17 protein-coding genes are annotated in these 16,148 nt (G+C 74.3%); 13 read left to right on the top strand and 4 right to left on the bottom strand.

Features of this window, described 5'->3' with window-relative positions; all coding sequences use genetic code 11:
- The first annotated feature begins 41 nt into the window (after positions 1 to 41).
- Positions 42 to 1,124: an ABC transporter permease gene (locus IE326_RS01660; protein ID WP_190040616.1), complete on the top strand. Its 1,083-nt coding sequence runs from the start codon at positions 42 to 44 to the stop codon at positions 1,122 to 1,124.
- Positions 1,121 to 1,801, top strand: coding sequence for an ABC transporter ATP-binding protein (locus tag IE326_RS01655; protein ID WP_190040615.1), 681 nt, complete (start codon positions 1,121 to 1,123; stop codon positions 1,799 to 1,801). Before IE326_RS01660 ends, IE326_RS01655 begins: the two co-directional genes overlap by 4 nt.
- Before the next feature lie 550 nt (positions 1,802 to 2,351).
- Here IE326_RS01655 and IE326_RS01650 read toward each other — a convergent pair.
- Positions 2,352 to 3,158 (bottom strand): IclR family transcriptional regulator, encoded by an 807-nt coding sequence (locus IE326_RS01650; protein ID WP_150235520.1) that lies wholly within the window; start codon positions 3,156 to 3,158, stop codon positions 2,352 to 2,354.
- 325 nt (positions 3,159 to 3,483) lie between these two features.
- Here IE326_RS01650 and allB point away from each other — a divergent pair, with 325 nt between their 5' ends.
- Both allB and alc read left to right on the top strand, forming a co-directional pair.
- Positions 3,484 to 4,821 (top strand): allantoinase AllB, encoded by a 1,338-nt coding sequence (gene allB, locus IE326_RS01645; protein WP_150235518.1) that lies wholly within the window; start codon positions 3,484 to 3,486, stop codon positions 4,819 to 4,821.
- 3 nt (positions 4,822 to 4,824) lie between these two features.
- On the top strand, positions 4,825 to 5,940 hold the full coding sequence (gene alc / locus IE326_RS01640) for an allantoicase (RefSeq protein WP_190040614.1): 1,116 nt from the start codon (positions 4,825 to 4,827) through the stop codon (positions 5,938 to 5,940).
- A 409-nt stretch (positions 5,941 to 6,349) separates the two neighbouring features.
- On the opposite strand, the gene IE326_RS01635 is transcribed toward alc, so the two are convergent.
- On the bottom strand, positions 6,350 to 7,090 hold the full coding sequence (locus tag IE326_RS01635; RefSeq protein WP_190040613.1) for an SDR family NAD(P)-dependent oxidoreductase: 741 nt from the start codon (positions 7,088 to 7,090) through the stop codon (positions 6,350 to 6,352).
- A gap of 176 nt (positions 7,091 to 7,266) precedes the next feature.
- Between IE326_RS01635 and IE326_RS01630 the strand changes: the two genes are divergently transcribed.
- From IE326_RS01630 to IE326_RS01620, 3 genes are all read left to right on the top strand, one after another.
- Positions 7,267 to 7,878 carry a dihydrofolate reductase family protein gene (locus IE326_RS01630; protein WP_190040612.1) on the top strand — a complete coding sequence of 204 codons (612 nt, stop codon included), beginning with the start codon at positions 7,267 to 7,269 and terminating at the stop codon, positions 7,876 to 7,878.
- A 118-nt stretch (positions 7,879 to 7,996) separates the two neighbouring features.
- Positions 7,997 to 8,929, top strand: coding sequence for a DMT family transporter (locus IE326_RS01625; protein ID WP_150235510.1), 933 nt, complete (start codon positions 7,997 to 7,999; stop codon positions 8,927 to 8,929).
- A gap of 9 nt (positions 8,930 to 8,938) precedes the next feature.
- Positions 8,939 to 9,292 (top strand): hypothetical protein, encoded by a 354-nt coding sequence (locus IE326_RS01620; RefSeq protein WP_190040611.1) that lies wholly within the window; start codon positions 8,939 to 8,941, stop codon positions 9,290 to 9,292.
- A gap of 71 nt (positions 9,293 to 9,363) precedes the next feature.
- Here the strand turns inward: IE326_RS01620 and IE326_RS01615 are convergent, their stop codons facing one another.
- Positions 9,364 to 9,597, bottom strand: coding sequence for a hypothetical protein (locus tag IE326_RS01615; protein WP_150235505.1), 234 nt, complete (start codon positions 9,595 to 9,597; stop codon positions 9,364 to 9,366).
- A gap of 144 nt (positions 9,598 to 9,741) precedes the next feature.
- Between IE326_RS01615 and IE326_RS01610 the strand changes: the two genes are divergently transcribed.
- The 3 genes from IE326_RS01610 to IE326_RS01600 are packed head-to-tail and all read left to right on the top strand — an operon-like array spanning position 9,742 to position 12,078.
- Positions 9,742 to 10,953, top strand: coding sequence for a sensor histidine kinase (locus IE326_RS01610; RefSeq protein ID WP_190040610.1), 1,212 nt, complete (start codon positions 9,742 to 9,744; stop codon positions 10,951 to 10,953).
- Positions 10,950 to 11,636: a response regulator transcription factor gene (locus tag IE326_RS01605; RefSeq protein WP_150235501.1), complete on the top strand. Its 687-nt coding sequence runs from the start codon at positions 10,950 to 10,952 to the stop codon at positions 11,634 to 11,636. Before IE326_RS01610 ends, IE326_RS01605 begins: the two co-directional genes overlap by 4 nt.
- A gap of 34 nt (positions 11,637 to 11,670) precedes the next feature.
- Positions 11,671 to 12,078, top strand: coding sequence for a PaaI family thioesterase (locus IE326_RS01600; protein ID WP_229915406.1), 408 nt, complete (start codon positions 11,671 to 11,673; stop codon positions 12,076 to 12,078).
- Between the two features lie 45 nt (positions 12,079 to 12,123).
- On the opposite strand, the gene IE326_RS01595 is transcribed toward IE326_RS01600, so the two are convergent.
- Positions 12,124 to 13,116, bottom strand: coding sequence for a Gfo/Idh/MocA family protein (locus IE326_RS01595; RefSeq protein WP_150235497.1), 993 nt, complete (start codon positions 13,114 to 13,116; stop codon positions 12,124 to 12,126).
- A gap of 161 nt (positions 13,117 to 13,277) precedes the next feature.
- Between IE326_RS01595 and IE326_RS01590 the strand changes: the two genes are divergently transcribed.
- Genes IE326_RS01590 through IE326_RS01580 form a run of 3 tightly spaced genes read left to right on the top strand, consistent with a single transcriptional unit; the run spans position 13,278 to position 16,146 of the window.
- On the top strand, positions 13,278 to 14,297 hold the full coding sequence (locus tag IE326_RS01590; protein ID WP_150235495.1) for a sugar ABC transporter substrate-binding protein: 1,020 nt from the start codon (positions 13,278 to 13,280) through the stop codon (positions 14,295 to 14,297).
- Positions 14,294 to 15,355, top strand: coding sequence for an ABC transporter permease (locus IE326_RS01585; protein ID WP_150235492.1), 1,062 nt, complete (start codon positions 14,294 to 14,296; stop codon positions 15,353 to 15,355). Before IE326_RS01590 ends, IE326_RS01585 begins: the two co-directional genes overlap by 4 nt.
- Entirely contained in the window at positions 15,352 to 16,146 is a 795-nt protein-coding gene (locus IE326_RS01580) for an ATP-binding cassette domain-containing protein (protein WP_150235490.1), read from the top strand. The genes IE326_RS01585 and IE326_RS01580 overlap by 4 nt, the downstream gene beginning before the upstream one ends.
- The last annotated feature ends 2 nt before the right edge of the window (positions 16,147 to 16,148 follow it).

The raw sequence follows: 16,148 nt of genomic DNA, 5'->3' as shown, positions 1-16,148 counted from the left end.
CGCGATGCCCCGGAGGGGTCCCCGACAGCAGGCTTGGCCCCATGTTCGTGGCATGGAGAGACCTGAGATTCGCCAAGGGGCGGTTCGCCCTCATGGGCACGGTGATCGTGCTGATCACCCTGCTCGTGGGGCTCCTTTCCGGGCTGACGGCCGGACTCGCGCGGGAGAACATCTCGGCGATCACCGGCCTGCCCGCCGACCGGATCGCCTTCGCCGCCCCGCCGGCCGGCCAGTCCGTCTCGTTCACCAACTCCACGGTGACCGGGAAGCAGCGGGACGCCTGGGCAGAGCGGCCCGGCGTCACCGGGGCGGCGCCGCTCGGCATCCGCACCCTCAACGCGGCCGCCGGCGACCGGACCGCCGCCGTCTCCGCCTTCGGCACCGAACCCGGCGACGGACTCGCCCCGGCGGCCGTCGCCCCCGGCCGGGCCGTCCTGTCCGCGTCGGCGGCGGAGGAACTCGGCACGCGCGCCGGGGACACCGTCCGGCTCGGCCCCCTGGACCTCACCGTCACCGCGGTCGCCGGGGACGCCTCGTACAGCCACACGCCCGTCGTGTGGACCTCGCTCGCCGACTGGCAGCGGCTCGGACACGCCGTCGCTGCCGGAGAGACCGGGGAGCAGGCGACCGTCCTCGCGCTGCGCGGCGACGGCGTCGACTGGGCGGCGGGCGACGCCGCCGCCGGCACCGAGGCGCGGACCGTCGACGGCGCCCTCACCGCCATAGGGTCCTACCAGGCCGAGAACGGCTCCCTCCAGCTCATGCGCGGCTTCCTCTTCGTCATCTCCGCGCTCGTCATAGGAGCCTTCTTCACCGTCTGGACCATCCAGCGCAGCGGCGACGTCGCCGTCCTCAAGGCGCTCGGCGCGTCCACGCCCTACCTGCTGCGCGACGCCCTCGGACAGGCCGTCCTCATGCTGACCGCCGGCACGGTGCTCGGCACCGGCCTCGCCGTCGGCATCGGCGCGCTCGTCAGCGGCGGCGACGTGCCCTTCGTCCTGGAACCCCTGACCGTCCTCACCCCCGCGGCCGTGATCATCGTGCTCGGCGTCATCGGCTCCGCCCTGTCCATCCGGCGCATCACCGCCGTCGACCCCCTCACCGCGCTCGGGAGCGCCCGATGAGCCTCGTCCTCGAAGCCGTGACCCTCACCTACCCCGACGGCGACGGGCGGCTCACCGCCCTCGACGAGGTCTCCCTCACCGTCCCCGCCGGCCGGCTCACCGCCGTCGTCGGACCCTCCGGCTCAGGCAAGTCCAGCCTGCTCGCCGTCGCCGCCACCCTCGTCACCCCCGACCGGGGCCGGGTCGTCGTCGCCGGCACCGACACGGCGGGACTCGACGCGGGGGGCCGCGCGGCGCTGCGACGGGAGTCCATCGGGATCGTCTTCCAGCAGCCCAACCTGCTGCCCTCGCTGACCGCGGTCGAACAGCTCCAGGTCATGGCGGACCTGTCGGGGCGCGCGCCGAAGCGGGTACGGGACCGGGCCATGGAACTCCTCGACGCGGTCGGCCTCGCGGACCGGGCCGCGCGCCGGCCGCACCAGCTCTCCGGCGGCCAGCGGCAGCGCGTCAACATCGCGCGGGCGCTCATGAACGAACCCGCGGTGCTGCTCGTCGACGAGCCCACGAGCGCCCTCGACCACGAGCGGGGCGCGGCCGTCGTCGCCCTCCTCGCGGGGCTCACCCGCGAGCGGCGCACCGCGACGGTCCTCGTCACGCACGACCGTGCGCACCTGACGGCGGCGGACGAGGTCACCACCGTCCAGGACGGCCACCTGACCCTCCCGGCCCCGGCCTGACCCGACGCCCGCGCCCTCGCCAGGCGCCCCCGCACGGGCTGCGCCCGTGTCCCCCTGCGGGCCGCGCCCGCGTTCCCTTGCGGGGCTGTCGCCGTCGTCCCTGTGGGCAGGTGTCCCGCAGGGCGGGACGGGTGGGCACAGGGACGGCGCCCTCTGCCGGGCCGAGGCTTCCGGGCCTGGACCCGCACCCGGTGCGCGGCGCACTTGGGGTGCGGGTCCAGGCCCGGAAGAGGAGGCACCCGCGAGGGGTGCCGTTCCGTTGTGCCCACCCGTTCCGCCCCAGCGGAACGATTGCCCACAACGGAACGCCGGCGGCCCGTCCCGCATCCGCGCGGGCCCGGGCCCAGGGGTGGGCACCGCCCCGGCGGAGCGCCCGCCCGCAACGGAACGGCGGCGGCACCGCACCCGCGCGGGCCCGGGCCCAGGGGTGGGCACCGCCCCGGCGGAGCGTCCGCCCGCAACGGAACGGCGGCGGCACCGCACCCGCGCGGGTCCCGGGCCCGGGGGGCGCCTGGAACGGTCCGCCGTGGCGGGGCGGGGCCGTGGGGCGTTACGGCTGGCCGTTGAGGGTGGTGGTGGTGAGGGCGGTGGAGAGTTCCCGGGCCACCTGCTGGAGGATGGGGACGATCTTCTCCGTGGCGGCTTCGGTGACGCGGCCGGCCGGGCCGGAGATGGAGATGGCCGCGGCGGTCGGCGAGTCGGGGACGGAGACCGCGAGGCAGCGGACTCCTATCTCCTGCTCGTTGTCGTCGACGGCGTACCCCGTCTCCCGCACGTCCGCGAGCGCCGCGAGGAACCCGTCGGCGGTGGTGATGGTCTTCTCGGTCGCGGCCGGCATGCCGGTGCGGGCGAGCAGGGCGCGCACCTCGTCGTCGGGCGTGTGCGCGAGGAGCGCCTTGCCGACGCCGGTGGAGTGCGGCAGTACCCGGCGGCCGACCTCGGTGAACATGCGCATGGAGTGCTTGGACGGCACCTGGGCGACGTAGACGATCTCGTCGCCGTCGAGCAGCGCCATGTTCGCGGTCTCGCCGGTCTCCTCGACGAGCCGCGCCAGGTAGGGGCGGGCCCAGGTGCCGAGGAGGCGGGAGGCGGATTCGCCGAGGCGGATGAGCCGGGGGCCGAGCGCGTACCGCCGGTTCGGCTGCTGGCGGACGTAGCCGCAGGCGACGAGGGTGCGCATCAGGCGGTGGATGGTGGGCAGCGGCAGCCCGCTGCTGGCGGAGAGCTCGCTGAGCCCGACCTCGCCGCCGGCGTCGGCCATCCGTTCCAGGAGGTCGAAGGCGCGCTCGAGGGACTGGACGCCTCCGCTCGCGGCGGGCTTGGCGGCGTCGGTGGTGCTGGCGCTGGACGTCGGCACGGCAACGGTCCTTTCGGGGCAGGCGGGCAAGGCAGCAGCCTACCGGTCCGCCGGGCCGTGCACTGTGTGCGGGGCCCGGCGTCCGGGCCGGTCAGCGGGGTGTTTGTCCGGTGTCGGCGGCTGCCCGGCGGGGGCCGGGTCGGCCCCGCATGTGCGGAGCTACCTTCTACTGTACGAAATTTGCATTCCACTTTGTGGAAACATCTAAGCGGCTTACCGTGGAGGTCCCGGGGCGATGGGGGCTCTTGACGCCGTCTCGTCCCGGCCGCAGACTCCTTCAACAGTTCGTTGAATTTCTGCTTCGGGGAAGCGGAACGGAAGGGGCATGGTGGACGTCAACCTGGTACTGCGCTCGACACGGGTCATCACCCCGGAGGGCACGCGGCCGGCGGCCATCGCCGTCTCGGGCGGGACGATCGCGGCGCTGCTGCCGCACGACGCCGAGGTGCCCGCCGGAGCCGTCCTGGAGGACGTCGGCGACGACGTGGTCCTCCCCGGTCTGGTCGACTCCCACGTGCACGTCAACGACCCGGGCCGCACCGAGTGGGAGGGCTTCTGGACCGCGACCCGCGCCGCGGCCGCCGGCGGCATCACGACGATCGTGGACATGCCGCTGAACTCCCTGCCGCCGACCACCACGGTGGACAACCTGCGGGTCAAGCAGGAGGTGGCGCGGGCGAAGGCCCACGTGGACGTGGGCTTCTGGGGCGGCGCCCTGCCGGACAACGTCAAGGACCTGCGCGCCCTGCACGACGCCGGCGTCTACGGCTTCAAGTGCTTCCTGTCGCCCTCCGGCGTCGAGGAGTTCCCCGAGCTCGACCAGGAACAGCTGGCGCAGTCGCTGGCGGAGATCGCCGGGTTCGGCGGACTGATGATCGTCCACGCCGAGGACCCCCACCACCTCGCCGCCGCGCCGCAGAAGTCCTCGGAGCAGTACGCGGACTTCCTGGCCTCCCGCCCGAGGGACGCGGAGAACACCGCGATCCAGAACCTGATCGACCAGGCCCGCCGGCTCGACGCCCGCGTGCACGTGCTGCACCTCTCGTCCTCGGAGGCGCTGCCGCTCATCGCCGCCGCCAAGGCCGAGGGCCTCAAGGTCACCGTGGAGTCGTGTCCGCACTTCCTGACGCTGACCGCGGAGGAGATCCCGGACGGGGCCACCGAGTTCAAGTGCTGCCCGCCCATCCGCGAGGCCGTCAACCAGGACGCCCTGTGGCAGGGACTCGCCGACGGCGTCATCGACTGCATCGTCTCCGACCACTCCCCGTCCACCGCCGACCTGAAGACCCCGGACTTCTCCTCCGCCTGGGGCGGCATCTCCTCCCTCCAGCTCGGCCTCCCCGCCATCTGGACCGAAGCCCGCCGCCGCGGCTTCGACCTCACCGACGTGGTCCGCTGGATGTCCGAGGGCCCCGCCCGCCTCGCCGGACTCGACCGCAAGGGCGCCATCGAGGCCGGACGCGACGCCGACTTCGCCGTCATCGACCCCGACGCCACCTTCACCGTCGACCCGGCCGAGCTCCAGCACCGCAACCGCATCACCGCCTACGCGGGCAAGACCCTCCACGGCGTCGTCAAGTCCACCTGGCTCCACGGCCGCAGGATCAACGACGGCGGCACCCTCGCCGAGCCCTCCGGCCGCCTCCTCGAAAGGAACAACTGAACCGTGACCGGCATACCTTCCTTCACCGGCGACGCCAGCCCCTACGGCGGCGGCGACCCGTACGCCGACTACCGCACGGCCGAGTTCCCCTTCACCCAGTACGCGGACCTCGCCGACCGCCGCCTCGGCGCCGGCGTCATCGCCGCCAACGACGAGTTCTTCGCCGAGCGCGAGAACCTCCTCAAGCCCGAGGCCGCCGAGTTCGACCCCGAGCACTTCGGCCACAAGGGCAAGATCATGGACGGCTGGGAGACCCGCCGCCGGCGCGGCGCCTCCGCCGCCGAACCGCACCCCACCGCCGAGGACCACGACTGGGCCCTCGTCCGGCTCGGCGCCCCCGGAGTCATCCGCGGCATCGTCGTCGACACCGCCCACTTCCGCGGCAACTACCCGCAGGCCGTCTCCGTCGAGGCCACCTCCGTCCCCGGCTCGCCCTCGCCCGAGGACCTCCTCGCCGACGACGTCAAGTGGACGACCCTCGTCCCGCGCACCGCCATCGGCGGCCACGCGGCCAACGGCTTCGCCGTCGACGCCGAACAGCGCTTCACCCACCTCCGCGTCAACCAGCACCCGGACGGCGGCATCGCCCGCCTCCGCGTGTACGGCGAGGTCGCCCCCGACCCGGCGTGGCTGAACGTCCTCGGCACCTTCGACCTCGCCGCCCTGGAGAACGGCGGCCAGGTCGAGGACGCCTCCGACCGCTTCTACTCGCCGGCCACCAACACCATCCAGCCCGGCCGCTCCCGCAAGATGGACGACGGCTGGGAGACCCGCCGCCGCCGCGACAAGGGCAACGACTGGATCCGCTACGCCCTCGTCGCCGAGTCCGCGATCCGCGCCGTCGAGATCGACACCGCCTACCTCAAGGGCAACAGCGCCGGCTGGGCCGCGCTCTCCGTCGCCGCGGAGGGCTCCGAGGACTGGACCGAGGTCCTGCCCCGCACCCGCCTCCAGCCCGACACCAACCACCGCTTCGTCCTCGACGCGCCGGCGGTCGGCTCCCGCGTCCGGATCGACATCTACCCGGACGGCGGCATCTCCCGCCTCCGCCTCTTCGGCTCCCTCACCGAAGCGGGCGCGGCCCGGCTCACCGCCCGCCACCAGGAACTCGGCGGCTGAGCGGAGCCCGTACGACCCCGGGGCCCGGCCGGCCGACACCGCCCGGCCCCGGCGACGACCGGGCGGGCACGACACCCCGCCCGGCCCGCGAGGGCGCACCGACCCGACAGCACCGGTGCGCCCTCGCGCAACGACACCACCCCCTTTTTTTTTAAGGCTCGGTTCGCCTCCGGGCGCTGTGAGCCGGGCTCACGACCCCGACCGTGCTCGCCCGCTCGTTCCTCACGGGCTGCGCGCGCTCGGGGTCGTTCCCCCGGCGCGCCCTTCGGCTCACTCGCCGGTCCTGCGGGGGGAGGTACGGCTCCGCGGGCGAGGTGGCGGGGTGGCCGGGGGTACGGGTTCCGCGGGGCGAGGCCCGGTCGCCGGGCGGGGCTACTCGCCATCGGGTTCGTGCCCCGTCCTCCGTCCGTCAGGCCGCGTGGCCGCCGTCCACCGACAGCTCGGCGCCCGTGACGTACCGGCCGTCGGGGCCCGCCAGGTAGGCGACCGCCGCCGCGACCTCCTCGGGGGTGCCGAAGCGGCCCAGGGCCGTCATGGCCGCCTGGTCCGCCGCGTACGGGCCGTCCGCCGGGTTGAGGTCGGTGTCGACCGGGCCCGGGTGGACGATGTTCGCCGTGATCCCGCGCCCGCCCAGCTCCCGCGCCAGTGCCCGGTTCAGGCCCACCAGGGCGGTCTTGCTCAGGGTGTAGAGCGTGCCGCCGGGACCCGGCACCCGCCGGGTCATGCAGGTGCCGATGGTGATGATCCGGCCGCCGTCCGGCAGCCGCCGCGCAGCCGCCTGGGAGGCGAGGAAGGTCGCGCGGACGTTCACCGCGAGGACCCGGTCCACGTCGGCGAGGGTCAGTCCGGCCAGCGGGCCGAGGACGCCGATGCCGACGTTGTTGACCAGGACGTCCAGCCGCCCCAGATCGTCCGCCGCCCGGTCCACCGCGCCCGCCGCGTCCCCGGCGTCGGCCGCGTCGGCGCGCAGCGGGAGGGCCCGCCGGCCGGCCGCCTCGATGCGGGCCGCGACCTCCTTGGCCGCCGCCTCGTCGCGTACGTAGGTGAAGGCGACGTCCGCGCCCTCCTCCGCGAGCCGTACCGCGGTCGCCGCGCCGATGCCCCGGCTCCCGCCCGTCACCAGCACCGCCGTCCCGTTCATCGTGGACATGTGCTCCAAGCCTCCTCGTCTCGCACAACTGGTTGCGTTTTCAAGGAAACTCGGGGCGGGCGGCCCGTGCTGGCGGCCATCGGACACGGAGTTCGCCGCGCACCGATGAGTTCCGGCGCCCTGCGCGGTCGACACCGGTGGAGCACGAGGGAAGCGCACGACGAAAGGCATCCGCCATGGCCACCCTGAGCCTGACCCAGTTCCTCACCCTCGACGGCGTCTACCAGGCCCCCGGCGGCCCCGACGAGGACCGCAGCGGCGGCTTCGAGCACGGCGGCTGGTCCGTGCCCTTCGGCGACGAGGACTTCGGCCGCCACATCGACCGCATCTTCGCCCGGCCCACCGCCTTCCTCCTCGGCCGCCGCACCTACGACATCTTCGCGGGCCACTGGCCGAAGCGGGCGGACCCGGACGATCCCGTCGCGAGCAAGCTCAACTCCCTCCCCAAGTACGTCGCCACCACCACCCTCGACTCCGCCGACTGGGCCGGCACGACCCTGCTGCGCGGCGACGTCGTCGAGGAGGTAGCCGCCCTCAAGGAGCGCCTCGACGGGGAGATCCAGATGCACGGCAGCGGCGGACTCGCCCGCACCCTCCTCGCCCACGACCTCATCGACACCCTCCACCTGCACGTCTTCCCCGTCGTCCTCGGCACCGGCTTCCGCCTCTTCGCCGAGGGGGCCCGGCCGGCCGCCTTCCGGCTCGCCGAGGCGGCCGTCACGAGCACGGGCGTCGCGCTGCACACGTACGAGCGCGCGGGCCGCCCCGCGTACGGCAGTTACGCCTGAGGGCCGGGCCGCGGAAAAGGGTGTGGTCACCACCGTTCGGCGCCGGGTACGGTGAGCCTCCCGTGTGGGAGCCGCCGAAGTCTCCACCCCGTTCCGACCGTGGGAGACCCGCCCCGACATGGCCGCTCCGTCCGCTTCGCCGTACGCCGGATCCGTCCCGCTCGCCGCCCGCCGCCGCGCCTGGCTCACCGACCTGCCGCTGCTGCTCGTCGCCGTGTTCTGGGGCGGCAGCTACCTCGCGGCCAAGGGCATCACCACCGGCCACACCGTCGTCGCCGTCCTGGTGCTGCGCTTCGCCCTGGTGGTGCCCGTCCTGGTCGTCGCCGGCCGGCGCGGGCTGCGGGCGCTGACCGGCGCGCAGTGGCGGGGCGCCGCCCTGCTCGGCGTGATCCTCGCCGGGATCTTCCTCCTGGAGACCTACGGCGTCGTGCACACCTCCGCCACCAACGCGGGCCTGATCATCAGCCTCACCATGATCCTCACCCCGCTCGCCGAGGCCGCCGTCACCCGGACCGTGCCCTCGCGCGGCTTCCTCGGCGCCGCCGCGCTCTCCGTCGCCGGCGTCGTGCTGCTCACCCAGGGCGCGGGCTTCACCGCCCCCTCCCTCGGCGACCTGCTGATCCTCCTGGCGGCGGTGGCGCGGACCGTCCACGTCCTCGCCATGGCCCGGACCGAGGCCGTCCGGTCGGCCGACGCACTCTCCCTGACCACCGTCCAGCTCGGCACCGCCGTGGTCGTCTTCGCGCTGCTCGCCGCGGCCGGCGGCGGCCCCGCGCCCTGGACGGCCGCGCTCGACTTCGGGCCCCGCGAGTGGGCCGGGCTGCTCTTCCTCTCCGTCTTCTGCACGCTCTTCGCCTTCTTCGTGCAGATGTGGGCCGTCCGCCGCACCTCCGCCTCCCGGGTCAGCCTGCTGCTCGGCACCGAACCGCTGTGGGCCGCCCTCGCCGGCATCGCGCTGGCCGGGGACCGCCCCGGGGTCCTCGGGCTGGCGGGCGCGGTCCTCGTCCTCGGCGGCACGGCCTGGGGGCGGCGCAGCGCCGACGCGGGATAGGTTGTGATCATGACAAACCCCACCGTCGTCACCACCGCAGCGGGCGCCGAGCCCCCGCTCCTCGTCCGCGCCCGCCGCTCCCAGGGCTGGGGCCTCGGCCTCCTCGCGGCGGCCGGGCTCCTCTGGGCCTGGTTCGCCGTCCTCCTCGTCACCCCGTACGGAGAGGAGGGCGGCGACTGCGCCGCCCTCATCGCCCGGGAGTACGACCCCGCCGACCCCTGCGCCGAGCTGCGGGACTGGCCGTTCATGACCGCCCTCCTCGGCGGCTCCGTCCCGCTCGCCGCCGTCGGCTCCGCCGTCTACGCCTCCGGCAGCGCCGCCCGCCGCGTCGCCGAGCACCTGGACACCGCCCCCCGCGCCTGACGCGCGCCCGCCCCGGACCTGCCGCCGCCCTTCCCGGCGTCGGCCGTCCCGGGTGTCGGACCCTCCGGGGATCAGGTCTTCCGGCCGTCCTTCTCGACCCGGTCCGAGACGATCATCAGGACCAGGCCGAGGACGGCGATCACGATGTTCGCGAAGATCTCCCTGCCCTCCAGGAACCACACGTTCTCCGTCAGGAAGCGCGTGGCGCCCATGAACGAGAACCATCCGTCCGTCAGTTCGCGGACCACTCCGCAGACCCCGAAGACGGCGAGCAGGAAACCGGTCACCTCAAGAAATCTCCTCATGGGACGATCATGGACGCGCCTCCCGGCACCCCGCGTCCGTCCCCGGTCCACCGCCCCGCGACCGAAGTACCGATCCCCGCGACTTCCGTCGCGGACGGGCCGCGCGACCCGTCCGGAGGGCCCGCACCTGCGTACATTGCGGATATGACGCGTACGGACCGGCAGCGCTGGCTGCTCCCCTCCCACCTGGCCGGACCGGGCGGGCCCGGAGCCGCCCGGCCGCGCCGCACCGTCCGGGACTGGGTGGTCGACACGACGGTCTTCCTCCTCGCCGCCTTCTTCGGGCTCCTCGCGGCCGACACCAGCGCCCGGTACAACGGCGACCTCGTCAACGTGCTGGACCAGATCGGCGGCGCCCTCGCCTGCTGCGCGCTCTGGCTGCGCCGCCGGTGGCCGACCGGGCTCGCCGCCGTCCTCGCGGTCGCCGGGGCCCTCGTCCCGGCCGCCGCCGGAGCCATGCTCGCGGCCCTCTTCAGCGTCGCCGTCCGCCGTCCCTTCCGGGACATCGCCTGGATCCTCGCCCTCGCCCTCGCCGGGGCCGTCGCCACCGTCTTCGTCCGCCCCGACCCCGAGACCGGAGCCGCCCTCGGCATCGTCCTCGGCGTCTCCCTCACCCTCATGGTCACCGCCTGGGGCATGCTCGTGCGCGCCCGCCGCCAGCTCGTCGAGGCACTGCGCGAGCGCGCCGACCGGGCCGAGGCGGAGGCCGAGCTGCGCGCCGCCCAGGCCCAGCGGCTCGCCCGCGAGGCCATCGCCCGCGAGATGCACGACGTCCTCGCCCACCGGCTCACCCTGCTCAGCGTCCACGCCGGAGCCCTGGAGTTCCGGCCCGACGCCCCGCCCGAGCAGATCGCCCGCGCCGCCGGAGTCATCCGCGACAGCGCCCACGACGCCCTCCAGGACCTGCGCGAGATCATCGGCGTGCTGCGCGCCCCCGGGGAGGACGGCGGCGGCGACCGGCCGCAGCCCACCCTCGCCACCCTCGGCGCGCTCGTCGACGAGTCCCGCGAGGCCGGGACGGAGGTCGTCCTCGACACCACGGTCGACGACCCCGGCTCGGTGCCCGCCGCCACCGGCCGGACCGTCTACCGCATCGCCCAGGAGGGCCTGACCAACGCCCGCAAGCACGCCCCCGGCGCCCCGGTCACCGTCGTGCTGCGCGGCCGGCCCGGCGAAGGACTCACCGTCGAGGTCCGCAACCCGGCGCCCGACGGGCCCGTGCCGCACGTCCCCGGCTCCGGCCAGGGGCTCATCGGCCTGTCCGAGCGGGCCGCCCTCGCCGGCGGCCGCCTCGACCACGGCCCGGCCCCCGGCGGCGGGTTCGCCCTCGTCGCCTGGCTACCGTGGCCCTCATGACCATCCGGCTGCTCCTCGTCGACGACGACCCCCTGGTCCGCGCGGGCCTCACCCTGATGCTCGGCGGCGCCGAGTCCATCGAGATCGTCGGCGAGGGATCCGACGGGAGCGAGGTCCCCGACCTCGTCGACCGGCTCGCCCCCGACGTCGTCCTCATGGACATCCGCATGCCGCACGTCGACGGGCTCACCGCCACCGAGCGGCTGCGGGCCCGCCCCGGCGCCCCCGAGGTGATCGTCCTGACCACCTTCCACGCCGACGAGCAGGTCCTGCGCGCGCTGCGGGCCGGGGCCTCCGGCTTCGTCCTCAAGGACACCCCGCCCGCCGAGATCGTCACCGCCGTCCGCCGGGTCGCCGCCGGCGAGCCCGTCCTCTCGCCCGCCGTCACCCGCCGGCTGATGAGCCACGTCGCCGGCCGGCCGGACGCCCCGCCCCGGCGGGCCGGCGCCGCCGAACGCCTCGCGGGCCTCGCCGAGCGCGAGCGGCAGGTCGCGCTCGCCGTCGGCCGGGGCGCCTCCAACGCCGAGATCGCCGCCGGGCTCTACATGAGCGTGCCCACCGTGAAGACGTACGTCTCCCGGCTGCTCGCCAAGCTGGGCCTCAACAACCGGGTGCAGATCGCCCTGCTGGTCCACGACGCCGGTCTCCTCGATGAAGCCCCGCCCGGCCCTACCGGCGAGTAGTGTGGCGCGGGTGACCGATACCGCCCTCCTGTCCATGGCGCGCGACGTCCTGCGGGCCCAGCCGTTCAGCCGCCTCGTCGGCGCCGACGTCAGCGCCTTCGGCGACGGCGGCGCCACCCTGGAGCTGCCGATCCGCGAGGACCTGCGTCAGCAGAACGGCTACGTCCACGGCGGGGTCCTCTCCTACGCCGCCGACAACGCGATCACCTTCGCCGCCGGCACCGTCCTGGGCCCCGCCGTCCTCACCGCCGGCTACTCCATCGACTACGTCCGCCCCGCCGTCGGCGTCACCCTCCGCGCCCGCGCCGAGGTCCTCCACGCCGGCCGCCGCCAGGCCGTCGTCCGCTGCGAGCTCCTCGCCGTCGACGAGGAGGGCACCGAGACCCTCTGCGCCCTCGCCCAGGGCACCGTCCGCGCGGCCGGCCAGGGAAGTCCCGCCTGATCCGGCCCCGTCCGACCCGGGCCGGGCGCGATCCGGAAGACGCGGCTAGCCGTCCACCCGTACCGCCCGGCCCTCCCGCCGGGACCGCTCGCACGCCTCCGCGACCCGCAGCGCGGCCAGGGCCTCGTACCCGTCGCAGGGGTTCGGGGCCCCGCCGCGCACCAGCCGCACGAAGGCGTCCAGCTCCGCCTCGTACGCGGGGGCGAAGCGCTCCAGGAAACCGGGCCAGGGCTTGGGCGGGGGCGCGGGGGAGTGGGGTTCCAGGGAGGTGAGCGGGGTCCGCTCGTCCAGGCCGACCGCCAGCTGGTCGCGGTCGCCCGCCAGCTCCATCCGCACGTCGTAGCCGGCGCCGTTGCAGCGGGTCGCGGTCGCCGTCACCAGCGTCCCGTCGTCCAGGACGAGCAGCGCGGCGGCCGTGTCCACGTCACCGGCCTCCCGGAACACCGCCGGGCCCCCGTCCGCGCCGCGCGCGTACACCTCCACGACCTCCCGGCCGGTCACCCAGCGCACCGCGTCCACGTCGTGGATCATGCAGTCCCGGAAGAGGCCCCCGGACAGCGGCAGGTACGCGGCGGGCGGTGGCTCCGGGTCCGAGCTGACCGTCCGCACCGTGTGCAGCCGCCCCAGGCGCCCCGCCCGGACGGCCTCCCGCGCGGCCCGGTAGCCGGCGTCGAAGCGGCGCATGAAACCCAGCTGGAGCTCGGTGCCCGCCTCCGCGACCGCCGCCAGGGCCGCCAGCGTGCCCGGCACGTCCAGGGCGATCGGCTTCTCGCAGAAGACCGGCAGGCCCGCCCGCGCGGCCCGGGAGATCAGCTCCGCGTGCGCGGCGGTCGCCGAGGCGATCACCACCGCGTCCGGGCCCCGGCCGAGCAGCGCGGTCACGTCCGGCGCGGCCTCGGCGCCCAGCGCCGCCGCCACCGAGGCCGCCCGCCCCGCGTCGGCGTCGGCGACCACCAGCGAGCCGACCTCCGGATGCCGGGCGAGCACCCCCGCGTGGAAGCTTCCGATCCGGCCCGTACCGATCAGTCCGATGCGCATGGCCCCACCGTGGGGCGCCCGTCGGGCGGTGTCAAGGAGGTGCCGTTGCTGGTCCGTACGGAGGGGGTAGGGATCGGGGGACGGGCCCCCTGACGAGCCCCGTGACCCGCATGACCGATACTGCAATGCACGCAGAAGGACACAAAGGAGGGCACGGCCTCGTGACCAGGTTTCGGACAGGAGGGGTACGCGCCGCGGTCGGCGCCGTGCTCGCCCTCGCGCTCACGGGAGCGCTCGCCGGGTGCAGCAGCACGGGCGGCAAGCGGGCGGAGGACGCCCGCAAGGCGGCCGCGGCCCAGGGCGGGGCGGCCGTGGACACCCCCCGCTGGACCTTCGCGATGGTGACCCACTCGGGCGACGGGGACACCTTCTGGGACATCGTCCAGAACGGCGCCGAGCAGGCCGCCGCCAAGGACAACATCAACTTCCTCTACGCCCACAGCGACGAGTCCCAGCAGCAGGCGCAGCTGATCGACTCGTACGTCGCCAAGGGCGTCGACGGCCTCATCGTCACCCTCGCCAAGCCCGACGCCATGAAGGCCGCCGTGGCGAAGGCCGTCAAGGCCGGCATCCCGGTGATCACGGTGAACTCCGGCGCCGCGCAGTCCGAGGAGTTCGGCGCCCTCACCCACATCGGCCAGGACGAGACCGTCGCCGGCCAGGCCGTCGGCGAGGAGCTGACCAAGCGGGGGAGGAAGAAGGCCCTCTGCGTCCTGCACGAACAGGGCAACGTCGGCCACGAGCAGCGCTGCGCCGGCACGAAGGAGACCTTCGGCGGCGAACTGGTCAACCTCTACGTCGACGGCACCAACATGCCCGACGTGAAGGCGTCCATCGAGGCCAAGCTCCAGTCCGACAAGGACGTCGACGCCGTCGTCACCCTCGGCGCCCCCTTCGCCGACGCCGCCGTCCAGGCCGCGAAGAGCGCCGGCAGCAAGGCCGAGATCGACACCTTCGACCTCAACGCCAAGGTCGCCGCCGCCCTGGAGGCCGGCACCCTCGGCTTCGCCGTCGACCAGCAGCCCTACCTCCAGGGCTACGAGGCCGTCGACCTGCTCTGGCTCTACCGCTACAACGCCGACGTGCTCGGCGGCGGCAAGCCCGTCCTCACCGGACCGCAGATCGTCACCGGGGACCAGGCCGGGGCGCTGAAGCGGTACGCGGAGCGGGGGACCCGATGAGCACCACCGCACCCCCGGCGAGCGGCGACGGCGTCGACCACGTCGACGAACGGCTGCTGCGCACCACCCCGCTGAAGAAGCTCCTCGCCCGTCCCGAGCTGGGCTCCGTCGTCGGCGCGATCGCCGTCTTCGCCTTCTTCGCGGTCGCCGCCGACAGCTTCCTGCGCCCCTCCAGCCTCGGCACCGTCCTCTACGCGGCCTCCACCCTCGGCATCATGGCCGTGCCGGTCGCCCTGCTGATGATCGGCGGCGAGTTCGACCTCTCCGCCGGCGTCCTCGTCACCAGCTCCGCGCTGGTGTCCTCGATGTTCAGCTACCAGATGACCGCGAACGTCTGGGTCGGCGTCGGCGTCTCGCTGCTCGTCACCCTCGCGATCGGCGCCTTCAACGGCTTCATGCTGACCCGCACCAAGCTGCCCAGCTTCATCATCACGCTCGGCACCTTCCTCATGCTCACCGGGCTCAACCTCGGCCTCACCAAGCTGATCACCGGCACCGTCTCCACCAAGTCGATCGCCGACATGGAGGGCTTCCCCTCCGCCCACGCCGTCTTCGCCTCCACCCTCACCGTGGGGAGCGTGGAGCTGAAGGTCACCATCCTGTGGTGGCTCGGCCTCGTCGCGGTCGCCACCTGGATCCTGCTCCGCACCCGCTTCGGCAACTGGATCTTCGCGGTCGGCGGCGGCGCCGACGCGGCCCGCGCGGTCGGCGTCCCGGTCCACCGCACCAAGATCGGCCTCTACACGGGCGTCGCCCTCTGCGCCTGGATCGCCGGGCAGCACCTGCTCTTCTCCTTCGACGTCGTCCAGTCCGGCGAGGGCGTCGGCAACGAACTGATCTACATCATCGCGGCCGTCATCGGCGGCTGCCTGATCACCGGCGGCTACGGCTCGGCCATCGGCTCCGCCGTCGGCGCCCTCATCTTCGGCATGACCAGCAAGGGCATCGTCTACGCCGAGTGGAACCCCGACTGGTTCAAGTTCTTCCTGGGCGCGATGCTGCTCCTCGCGACCCTCCTGAACGCCTGGATCCGCAAGCGCGTGGAGGCCACCAAGTGACCACCGGCACCACCCCCCTGGTCGAGCTGGCCGACGTCAGCAAGTACTACGGCAACATCCGCGCCCTCGAAGGCGTCTCCCTGGAGGTCCGCCCCGGCGAGATCACCTGCGTCCTCGGCGACAACGGCGCCGGCAAGTCCACCCTCATCAAGATCGTCGCGGGACTGCACCGGCACGACGCCGGCACCTTCCGCATCGAGGGCGAGGAGGTCACGCTCGCCAACCCGCGCGACGCCCTCGACCGGGGCATCGCCACCGTCTACCAGGACCTCGCCGTCGTCCCCCTGATGCCGGTCTGGCGGAACTTCTTCCTCGGCTCCGAGCCGACGAGGGGCAAGGGCCCCCTCAAGCGGCTCGACACCGCGCTGATGCGCACCACCACCCGCGAGGCGCTGCTCCGCATGGGCATCGACCTCCGCGACGTCGACCAGCCCATCGGCACCCTCTCCGGCGGCGAACGCCAGTGCGTGGCCATCGCCCGCGCCGTCCACTTCGGCGCCAAGGTCCTCGTCCTCGACGAGCCGACCGCCGCCCTCGGCGTCAAGCAGTCCGGCGTCGTCCTGAAGTACGTGGCCGCCGCCCGCGACCAGGGCCTCGGCGTGGTCCTCATCACCCACAACCCCCACCACGCCTACCTCGTCGGCGACCGGTTCGTGCTGCTCAAGCGCGGGGTGATGGCCGCGAGCCACACCAAGGAGTCCGTGACGCTCGACGAGTTGACCCGCCAGATGGCGGGCGGCAGCGAGCTCGACGACCTCCGCCACGAACTGGAGCGCCCCGCCGGCCCGTGACC

It is taken from the genome of Streptomyces filamentosus, assembly GCF_014654895.1.
Taxonomy (GTDB): Bacteria; Actinomycetota; Actinomycetes; order Streptomycetales; family Streptomycetaceae; genus Streptomyces; species Streptomyces filamentosus.
This window is presented reverse-complemented; position numbering and strand designations above follow the sequence as displayed.

What these genes read in the sequence shown, in the direction of transcription:
- IE326_RS01660 (WP_190040616.1), top strand. Translation starts at nt 42, where the DNA reads ATGTTCGTGGCATGGAGAGACCTGAGATTCGCCAAGGGGCGGTTCGCC.
- IE326_RS01655 (WP_190040615.1), top strand. Translation starts at nt 1,121, where the DNA reads ATGAGCCTCGTCCTCGAAGCCGTGACCCTCACCTACCCCGACGGCGAC.
- allB (WP_150235518.1), top strand. Translation starts at nt 3,484, where the DNA reads ATGGTGGACGTCAACCTGGTACTGCGCTCGACACGGGTCATCACCCCG.
- IE326_RS01635 (WP_190040613.1), bottom strand. Translation starts at nt 7,090, where the DNA reads ATGTCCACGATGAACGGGACGGCGGTGCTGGTGACGGGCGGGAGCCGG.
- IE326_RS01630 (WP_190040612.1), top strand. Translation starts at nt 7,267, where the DNA reads ATGGCCACCCTGAGCCTGACCCAGTTCCTCACCCTCGACGGCGTCTAC.
- IE326_RS01625 (WP_150235510.1), top strand. Translation starts at nt 7,997, where the DNA reads ATGGCCGCTCCGTCCGCTTCGCCGTACGCCGGATCCGTCCCGCTCGCC.
- IE326_RS01620 (WP_190040611.1), top strand. Translation starts at nt 8,939, where the DNA reads ATGACAAACCCCACCGTCGTCACCACCGCAGCGGGCGCCGAGCCCCCG.
- IE326_RS01615 (WP_150235505.1), bottom strand. Translation starts at nt 9,597, where the DNA reads ATGAGGAGATTTCTTGAGGTGACCGGTTTCCTGCTCGCCGTCTTCGGG.
- IE326_RS01610 (WP_190040610.1), top strand. Translation starts at nt 9,742, where the DNA reads ATGACGCGTACGGACCGGCAGCGCTGGCTGCTCCCCTCCCACCTGGCC.
- IE326_RS01605 (WP_150235501.1), top strand. Translation starts at nt 10,950, where the DNA reads ATGACCATCCGGCTGCTCCTCGTCGACGACGACCCCCTGGTCCGCGCG.
- IE326_RS01600 (WP_229915406.1), top strand. Translation starts at nt 11,671, where the DNA reads ATGGCGCGCGACGTCCTGCGGGCCCAGCCGTTCAGCCGCCTCGTCGGC.
- IE326_RS01595 (WP_150235497.1), bottom strand. Translation starts at nt 13,116, where the DNA reads ATGCGCATCGGACTGATCGGTACGGGCCGGATCGGAAGCTTCCACGCG.
- IE326_RS01585 (WP_150235492.1), top strand. Translation starts at nt 14,294, where the DNA reads ATGAGCACCACCGCACCCCCGGCGAGCGGCGACGGCGTCGACCACGTC.